Raw genomic sequence first — 8,965 nt, forward strand, 5'->3', positions numbered from 1 at the left:
GTTTCTATCATTCATCGTTGTCTTTCATTGTACACGTTTTATGCCCTGACGACTATCCCCAATTTATAAGGAATGAAAAAAAAGAGACTATCATTTGACAGTCTCTCTTCCATCTCAAGAAATATTTTGCTGCAGCAGCTCATTCTCATCCGACAATTTTCTTACCATGACACGAGAAATCCGCAGATGATCTGTCTCTTCAACAATAAATAAAAATTCATCGTTGTAACTTACTTGCTGGTTCTTGCTTGGCGGTATTTCAGTTTTCGAGTAAATCCATCCACCGATTGTATCATAATCATCCGACTCAATTTCAAGTCCGAAATATTCATTCACTTCATCAATTAACAGCAATCCATCAATGGAAAAGGTGTTTTCATCCTTGATTTCGATCGTAGGACGCTCTTCATCGAACTCATCTTGTATTTCTCCAACAATTTCTTCCATAATGTCTTCCAGTGTCACAAGACCTGAAGTTCCACCGTACTCATCAATGAGCAGTGCCATTTGGCTTTTTCTTTTTTGCATCATTTTCAACAAATCACTAATAAGAATAGAATCTGGAACCGTCGTTATCGGTCGGATAATTTTCTTGATCCCTTTCAGGTTCGCATCCGGCTTGAGTAAATCCTTGATATGAACGAAGCCAATAATATTGTCTTTGTCCGGATCACATACCGGGTAGCGCGTACGCATTTCTTTAATGGCAGCCGCAAGATTCTCAGAATAGGAAAGTCCGGCATACAAACATTCCATTTCTGTTCTTGGAATCATAATTTCCCTGGCTGTCGTCTCTGCAAATCCAAATATATTATCAACAAGCGTAAGCTCTGTATTATCTATTAGTCCGTTTTTGTGACTTTCTTTCATAAGGACACGAATTTCGTCCTCCGTATGCGCTGATTCATGTTCAGTCGCAGGCTCGATTCCTACGCGTCGTAACATCCAGTTCGAAATACCGTTCAACAACCAAATAAACGGGTACATCACTTTATAGAAAAAAACCATGGGCCCTGCAGATAGCAGAGTTATTTGTTCAGCTTTACGAATCGCATACGTCTTAGGGAACTGTTCGCCTAATGTAATATGCAATGTGGTCATTAAGGAGAAAGCAATAATGAAGGTAATCGTGTGGAACACCGAATCTGGCATATTCAGAGGAGCGAATAACGGTTCCAGAATTTTGGCGAACGTCGGTTCCCCGACATAACCAAGTCCCAACGAAGTAAGTGTAATCCCGAGCTGACAAGCACTTAAGTAGGCATCGAGATTATTCATGATTCCTTGTGCAAATTTTGCATTGCGGCGGCCTTCTCCAACAAGTGAATCGATACGACTGCCTCTTACCTTAACCATCGCAAATTCAGCTGCGACAAAAAAACCATTTAATATGACCAGTCCAAACATTAACAGAAAACTGATTAACGTTCCGGGCAAAGGATCTTCCAATACCTTACCTATCCCCTTAAGCACAATTACCGCACCAAGGAGAATAGGTACACCTCCCTTTATTTCGATTTGAATTTGAATTATCATCTTTCATTATATAATAATAATGTAATCATTCAAAGGTGCGAATATGACTCCTGAAGCCAAATAGTACGAGCAAATGGGAGTATACGCATTAAAACGATGCCTTAATGAGTCTCTATCCGCTATTTATCCCTTTGAAACGCGAATTTACGTGATTTTTTCAGAAAAAACAAAAACAAGCCGATCGCTCGGCTTGCTTCTAATGGATCATCCATAATAGGGTACTAACAAAAAATAGGCGGCGACGGCAATAAAACCAAGCGCGATTGACCAAGACCCCAGTCTCTTGTTTCCCATAAAAAACGCAATAACGCCAAGCACAATACCCGAAATACCTAACAGCACAGGCCATACAAAAAGAGAAGCCAAGGCAACGAACAGAGCGACATAGCCAACTGCTTTGTTACGCGTTACAGCCTCTACCAATTCCGCAACTTCTTCATCAGACACATCGGAGTGGGTTTCAAGCTTCTCTGGCTTATAGGCTTTATACTGTTCGGCATAGTTGATTCTTCGGGTAGGTGCTGTAATTTCGACTGCGTATTCTTCCTTATGGTTCAATCCGCTTTCAACGCGGAGCTGATCCTTTTGGAACCGCTCCTGGGTGGCATGATCCAGAGGGACATCGTCTTTATTCATGCTGCCTCCATGTTACGCACCTTAATGTTTCTTCTTAGCTTTGAAAGTGTGGCAGCAAGTATTAGCTACTTTGGTTGCTGCATCTTGATGATCCGTATCAAATGATTCCCCAGCAAACTCTTCATTATAATTGGCGGCAGCATGCTGATCGACTTCAATCATAATCGTTCCTGCACTACAGTTGTTGCCTTGCGCCCAGTATTCGCAATTGGCAACTGCACATTTTACATCCGGCATAATCATCACCCCTTTAACAATTTGCCCGCTATCAGGGTGAACTATGCTTATTTTAAGCTGTCAGAAAGCACCAAGAACATCGCTTGAGACCACAGCAGAGGGATTGCTGGCTCTCCCCATTTGGCAATCCATTCCGGATAAGATGAGGGATCTCTAAGACTTTCAGCTACTTGTTCCGGCAATCGACCCAGCTTATCCGCTTTACTCATTACCCAATCTAAGCATCGCTGAGCCTCTTCACGATTACCAAGCTCCGCTTGGTACCATCCATACCATGCAGTTAGCAGCAGCCATTCTCCGCCTCCATAGTAGCGATCCTCTACATATCTTTGGATGCCTTCATGCTTGAGGTCAGCTTCAATAGCTTGTACCGTCTTCAACATAATTGGATCATTAACTTCACAGACGCCGAACGGGACAGCTAACCACAACAGACTTGCATCCACACCATTTAAAGCTGGTTGCCATACTTCTCCTAAGCAATGAATGGATTTAACGAAACGCCCCTCATAGACGGCATGATCCATAATAAACTTTTTAATCAAGTCCGCTTTCTCAAGTAATGGAGGACGATTCTCTAGTTCACCAAGTGCCTTTAAACCGCCATATACGCAAGCTAATGTGGCCGGATGAACGTAGTCAGGAAATTCTTCCCAACAATCAAAATTCGGAAAATGCCAGAACGTCATCAAATAATCAACGGTTATCTCAATACTATCCCGCAACTCATCCAAGAGTGCAGAATGACCTGTTATACGAATATGTTCCGTAAGCCCCCAAAGCCATGCACCATAACCATCCAGTTGAAAATGTCCCCACTCTGATACGTCATCGCGGCCATCTAAATGATAACGTGTTCCAAAAAATTCAGAACGATCTATCCATTCTTTGGCTTCCTGTTTACGAATTAATGCTTCCACACGCGGTTGCTTGTCCTTCAAAACATGATGTACCCAACGATAGAAAAGCTCAGCACTTTCGGTTTCCATAGAGCGATCCATCGCATTCGCGATAAAAGTCCCATCTCTGAGCCAACTGTAAGAGTAAGGCGGGAATAACGGTGAAGCTACGTAACCCCCGCTAGGGTGCTGATTCAGCTTAATAATCGAGATACTGCTCTTGATTAATTGTTCACGCTCCATGTACCAACTCTCCTTTTAAAAGAAAAAGGATGCGCTTATAGTCGCATCCCTTCTTGTATTTGCCAATCCGATTAAAATTATACTTTTTCGCCTTGCATACGACGTTGAGTGATGTAGTCTGTTTCATAGTAAGACAGATCTTCACGAAGTTCCTCGAATACTTTGGACAGGTCAATCGTCAAATCACGCACTTCACGTGAAGGCTTTTTGCGGAAACGAATAGCATCTTGTCCAGTATAAGCATAGCGACCATCTTCGGAATAGCATTCATTTTTAGGGTAGAAAAATGTATTGACGCAAGTATGATAAACCTCATACAGTACTTTTTCCGAAAAATCCACATTAAAAGTAGGACGTCTCAAGCTAACGCCCAATTTCTCATAAGCCACTTCACAAAAGACTAATAGATGGCGAGTATCCTGCAAATAACCGCGGTAAAACTCATCCATAGCAGGATCGTTCTCCACATTTAACTGTGCGAGCGAATTTTGATTCAGAAACAGCTCCATTTTGGCAGTCGTTTCTTTTAACTTCGTACGCGTTGAATCACAAATATTTTTCACATTAAAAACAGCCATTTATGAAGACCTCCTATAATTGCGCTATTCCTATCCTACCATAAATTAACCCGAAGTGGTATATGCAAAACGCCAGTTTCCATGTATAAAACAATCCTCCTCTCCTCAACCTAGTCAAAGGTAAATCGTTTCGTCAGCGGAATACGAAGCAAGTTTAGAAGGAGGAGCTGTTTATGTGGCGTTACCTGTCATCTATGACTTTAGTTCTTGGTTTAGGCATTATCCTTTTCCCACACCATTCCAATAAAGAGAACCAACCTGGCCCCGAAGTGTACAGTACAACTTATGAAACAACATCCAAGCTAGCATTATTGGAACAGGACGTAAAACTGACTGATGATCTATGTAGAAGCCAATGTTCCATTGATTATTCACGAATGCTCAGCAAAATTGAAAGCGGAGAGCCAGCATTAAAAGTGCTCAATGAAATGAAAAAAGAACATGAAAAAATGGATGTGCTTATTTGGTCAAAACAAAATCAACCACTGGAAAAAGGGATTACAGTAGGTGAAATGCCAAATTCTTATAAAGAACAGGCCACTTCTTATTTAAAGGAAGCTAAAGCAGCCGTCGATGAAGGAAAACATTATCAATCACCTAAATTCGGCGCGGCGCAGCACATTTATTTCGTTCAGGGCACTCCTGCTACGAATAAAGACAGCTCGCTCGTAGGTGTTATCCACCAGGATGTCCTTTATCAAGTTACTGATCACCAGTTGAAAAACTTGCGTCTGGAGCCTTACCCTAGCGAAAATCGTTGGAAAGTTGAGTCTGTGGATACGGACACTTTACAAGATAAAGTTGTCGTTCATCCTGAGGATAATCAAGGAACCAGCCATTATCATCAAAATGAAGTTGTGGTCCGCTTCAAGCAGGATCCAACGGAGACTCAGCTGACACAAATCAAAAACGAAATAAAAGCCATTTCCGCCCAAAAACTTGGTTATACGTATGTATTTCGCACGCAAAGCATGGAAACCAAAGCATTAATGGCTTATTTCAAGAAATGGGATGTCGTCTATGTGGAGCCTCATTTCCTCTATTTAACAAATGATTATTATGACGATCAAGACGCTTCGAATAAAGATGATTCCAGTCAAACAGATTCGGGAACATCGACATCGACAGCAACAGATATAACGACTAATTTTATGCCTAATGATAATTTATACAGTAAATATCAATGGAACCTGCCCTTAATTGAGACTGTTCAAGGCTGGCAATTAACACGTGGCTCGCAAGACGTAATTGTCGCTGTAGTCGACACAGGAGCTGACTTGAAGCACCCTGATCTGAGCAATAAACTTTTACCTGGCTATAACGTTATCAGCGATAATGACAACCCGCAGGATGATGTCGGACATGGTACACATGTCACAGGTGTCATTTCTGCATTAGTTAACAACAATCTAGGCGTTGCTGGTATGACATGGTATAACAAAGTATTACCGGTCAAAGTATTAGACCAAACAGGAGCAGGCAGTACCTATTCTGTTGCGCAAGGAATCATTTGGGCTGCCGACCATGGCGCTAAAGTCATGAATCTTAGTCTTGGCAATTATGCGGATTCAAGCTTTCTTCACGACGCCATCCGATATGCCTATAATAAAGATGTGGCACTCATCGCGGCGAGCGGTAACGATAATACAGAAAGACCTGGCTATCCAGCCGCTTATCCGGAAGTATTAGCTGTAGCCGCGAGTGATTCTCAAAATAACAAGGCACCCTTTTCGAATTATGGCGACTATATTGCAGTGACGGCTCCTGGTGTCAGTATCGCAAGTACGTATCCTAATAATCAATATGCCGCGTTATCGGGTACTTCAATGGCTAGCCCTCATGTCACTGCTTTGGCTGCCTTGGTTCGTTCTACGAATCCTAATTTGAAAAACACGGAAGTTTACGAAATCATTAAACAATCCGCACAAGATCTTGGTACCAAAGGCAGAGACAAATATTTCGGTTTCGGATTAATAGATGTCGTTAAAGCTGTTCAAATGGCCGAACAAAGCTCAAAGCCAGTTTCTTACTTTCCGCAAATTCTATCTCGTCAAATGCATCTTATTACTAAAAAGTATGCTTATTAGTTGTGAAACGGTTGGTCAGCCTCTGTGCTGATCAACCGTTTTTTTATTGGTGGATGCCATCAAAGTTAAATAAGGGTCTTTAGGGACTCCTATTTAACCACTGCAAACAATTTTTGTGGAAATAGACGCTTCTAAAGGCTCTTATTCGTATGAATTTACCTAAAAAGCTATTCTCTATGCAACTAAACAGGCTAATTTACCATAAATAGCGCACTGACGTTCCCTTTCAGCAGGATCGATGACTTGCATATTCTCGACGAAAAGCGAGAGGGAACTACGATTCGCTATTTATCAATTTAGCTGCCTTTTTGGTGAGCAGAGGGAACGTCGATTCGCTAATATGCCTCTTTTGGCTGAAATGCTGCTCTTGAAGGGGAAATAAGTGATTGTAGTTCCGTCTAGGCAGCTAAACAGGCTAATTTAGCTTAAATAGCGCACTGACGTTCCCTTCAACAGGATCGATGATTTGCATATCCTCGACGAAAAGCGAGAGGGAACTAAGATTCGCTATTTATCAATTTTGCTGCCTTTTTAGTGATCAGAGAGAACGTCGATTCGCTAATATGCCTCTTTTGACTGAAATGCTGCTCTTGAAGGGGAAATAAGTGATTGTAGTTCCGTCTAGGCAGCTAAACAGGCTAATTTTGCATAAATAGCGCACTGACCTTCCCTTCAACAGGATCGATGACTTGCATATCCTCGACGAAAAGCGAGAGGGAACTACGATTCGCTATTTATCAATTTTGCTGCCTTTTTGGTAGCTGAGGGAACGTCGATTCGCTAATATGCCTCTTTTGGCTGAAATGCTGCTCTTGAAAGGGGAAATAAGTGATTGTAGTTCCGTATAGGCAGCTAAACAGGCTAATTTAGCTTAAATAGTTATAATGAACGAAACCGACTGCCACTTTGCGTAACGTAGATTAATTTTGTGAAGAATGGATGTATCAAGAAAACAACCCAATCTTTCAAAATCAGAGNAAATAGTTATAATGAACGAAACCGACTGCCACTTTGCGTAACGTAGATTAATTTTGTGAAGAATGGATGTATCAAGAAAACAACCCAATCTTTCAAAATCAGAGCTAAACACAAAAGGAGTCGGTTTACTATGAGTATTGCCGTRAAATATGTAGGTTTAGACGTATCCAAGGATAAAATTGTTCTTGCCATTGCAGATGAAGGCCGGGAAACTCCAAGATATTGGGGAAGTATTCCGCACACAAAAGAAGCGGTTCGAAAGCTTATCGGACAATTAACAAAAGAAGGCGACGTTAAGTTAGATGTTTGTTACGAAGCAGGACCTACTGGATTTGACCTACGTCGTTGGTTCCTGGAATTGTTCGTTGAATGTAGTGTCGTAGCCCCGACTGCTGCGTTAACAGGAAATACAAGAATTAAAACAGATAAAAAAGATGCAATCCGCCTGGCCCAGCTTTGGCGAGCGAAAGAATTAACCGTCATCTATGTACCTTCAACCGAAGACGAGGCACTCCGAGACTTGGTTCGAGCGAGGGAAGATGCGGTAGAAGATCAGAATCGCAGCCGGCAAAGATTATTGAAATTTTTGCTTCGGCATCAGTTGCTACTTCCACAGGGAAAGAAACCCTGGAGCTTTGCTCATGAAGAATGGCTGGATACACTGCGCTTTGAGCGAGAATGCGAAGATATCGTTTTTCAGRAATATCGCAACAACATTCGGGAAGCCGTTCAGCGCATTCAGCGCTACGAAAAAGAGATGGAGAAGCAAGCAACATCAGGTTGCCAGTCACCCATGATCAAAGCCTTACAGGCTCTGCGGGGCGTTGCACTTATTACGGCGACAACACTAGCCGCAGAACTAGGGGACATCGCGGGACGTTTTCCTCATCCACAGCTGTWGATGTCTTATTCAGGGTTAGTGCCTAGAGAACATTCAAGCGGAGGCAGCCGCTGGCAAGGCGGAATTACCAAAGCCGGCWACGCACATATCCGCAGAGTTKTGATCGAGGCCGCTTGGAGCTATCGCCACTCGCCCGCCATACGAAGAGCGCTTCGAGAACGGTTAGATGGACTGAGTCCTGAAATTCAAGAAATCTCGTGGAACGCACAAAAAAGGCTTAATCTCAAATATAAACGCTTGTCMGCAAAAGGAAAGCACAGAGGCACAATTACGACAGCAGTAGCCAGAGAACTGTTGGGATTCATTTGGGCTATTGCAAAAGAGATGGACAAACAAAAAAAAGCAACCGCTTAGGTTTAATTACAATACCCTCCTGTCATAGCATAAAATCGTCAGAAAGGTTTGATGCCCCGAGGTTCGATGGTTAACATGAATTACATTCTTTGGCTCGAAGGCAAAGTAACTAAGCAAGGCAGAGAGAAAATCCGCGAAGTGCGTTTGTACAAAGCTCCAGAAAATAGGAAGCTTCATGCACGTCAATAGCTAGCAGGCTACTCTCTGGTCGTATCTATTAACTTGTGAGAATCCACGTATATCAGCGTGCCAGCCGGCGCCAAATYCCATTTTGCCTTCGTGCCAAGGAATGTAGCCTTGTAAGCATCACTTCAAACAAAAAAGAATGCAGGGAGCACGCCCCCTGCACCCCATTACTCGCCGTAAGGCAGGGTCCGGCATGATCAGCCGGACCAAGGATCCAGTATGAAAAGAAAGACCGCCTGTAAAGAAGAACGCTTGACAGGCTCACTTTGGTGATGCCGAAATAAGGAACTCCGTGCTAGGAGTTGCAGGTTTCGTTCATATCAGCGCACT

7 protein-coding genes are annotated in these 8,965 nt (G+C 42.6%); 2 read left to right on the forward strand and 5 right to left on the reverse strand.

Annotated features, from left to right (window positions below; genetic code table 11):
- Window positions 1-114 precede the first annotated feature (114 nt).
- The 5 genes from ASG93_RS15630 to ASG93_RS15650 all read right to left on the reverse strand — a co-directional run bounded on the left by ASG93_RS15630 (window position 115) and on the right by ASG93_RS15650 (window position 4,129).
- Complete coding sequence (locus ASG93_RS15630) at window positions 115-1,407, reverse strand: hemolysin family protein (protein WP_056833511.1); 1,293 nt, start codon at window positions 1,405-1,407, stop codon at window positions 115-117.
- A gap of 333 nt (window positions 1,408-1,740) precedes the next feature.
- The gene (locus ASG93_RS15635; protein ID WP_056833416.1) at window positions 1,741-2,172 is read right to left on the reverse strand and encodes a hypothetical protein; all 432 of its coding nucleotides are present in this window, start codon (window positions 2,170-2,172) and stop codon (window positions 1,741-1,743) included.
- A 21-nt stretch (window positions 2,173-2,193) separates the two neighbouring features.
- The gene (locus tag ASG93_RS15640) at window positions 2,194-2,409 is read right to left on the reverse strand and encodes a DUF1540 domain-containing protein (RefSeq protein ID WP_056833418.1); all 216 of its coding nucleotides are present in this window, start codon (window positions 2,407-2,409) and stop codon (window positions 2,194-2,196) included.
- Window positions 2,410-2,456: 47 nt separating this feature from the next.
- Window positions 2,457-3,551 (reverse strand): glycoside hydrolase family 15 protein, encoded by a 1,095-nt coding sequence (locus ASG93_RS15645; RefSeq protein ID WP_056833420.1) that lies wholly within the window; start codon window positions 3,549-3,551, stop codon window positions 2,457-2,459.
- A gap of 77 nt (window positions 3,552-3,628) precedes the next feature.
- On the reverse strand, window positions 3,629-4,129 hold the full coding sequence (locus ASG93_RS15650; RefSeq protein WP_047672319.1) for a YpuI family protein: 501 nt from the start codon (window positions 4,127-4,129) through the stop codon (window positions 3,629-3,631).
- A gap of 173 nt (window positions 4,130-4,302) precedes the next feature.
- Between ASG93_RS15650 and ASG93_RS15655 the strand changes: the two genes are divergently transcribed.
- Both ASG93_RS15655 and ASG93_RS15660 read left to right on the forward strand, forming a co-directional pair.
- Window positions 4,303-6,216, forward strand: coding sequence for a S8 family peptidase (locus ASG93_RS15655; protein ID WP_056833422.1), 1,914 nt, complete (start codon window positions 4,303-4,305; stop codon window positions 6,214-6,216).
- A 1,108-nt stretch (window positions 6,217-7,324) separates the two neighbouring features.
- Window positions 7,325-8,449, forward strand: a complete 1,125-nt coding sequence (locus tag ASG93_RS15660) for an IS110 family transposase (protein ID WP_056833424.1) — start codon at window positions 7,325-7,327, stop codon at window positions 8,447-8,449.
- Window positions 8,450-8,965 lie beyond the last annotated feature (516 nt).

The sequence above is a fragment of the Paenibacillus sp. Soil787 genome (assembly GCF_001429545.1).
Taxonomy (GTDB): Bacteria; Bacillota; Bacilli; order Paenibacillales; family NBRC-103111; genus Paenibacillus_E.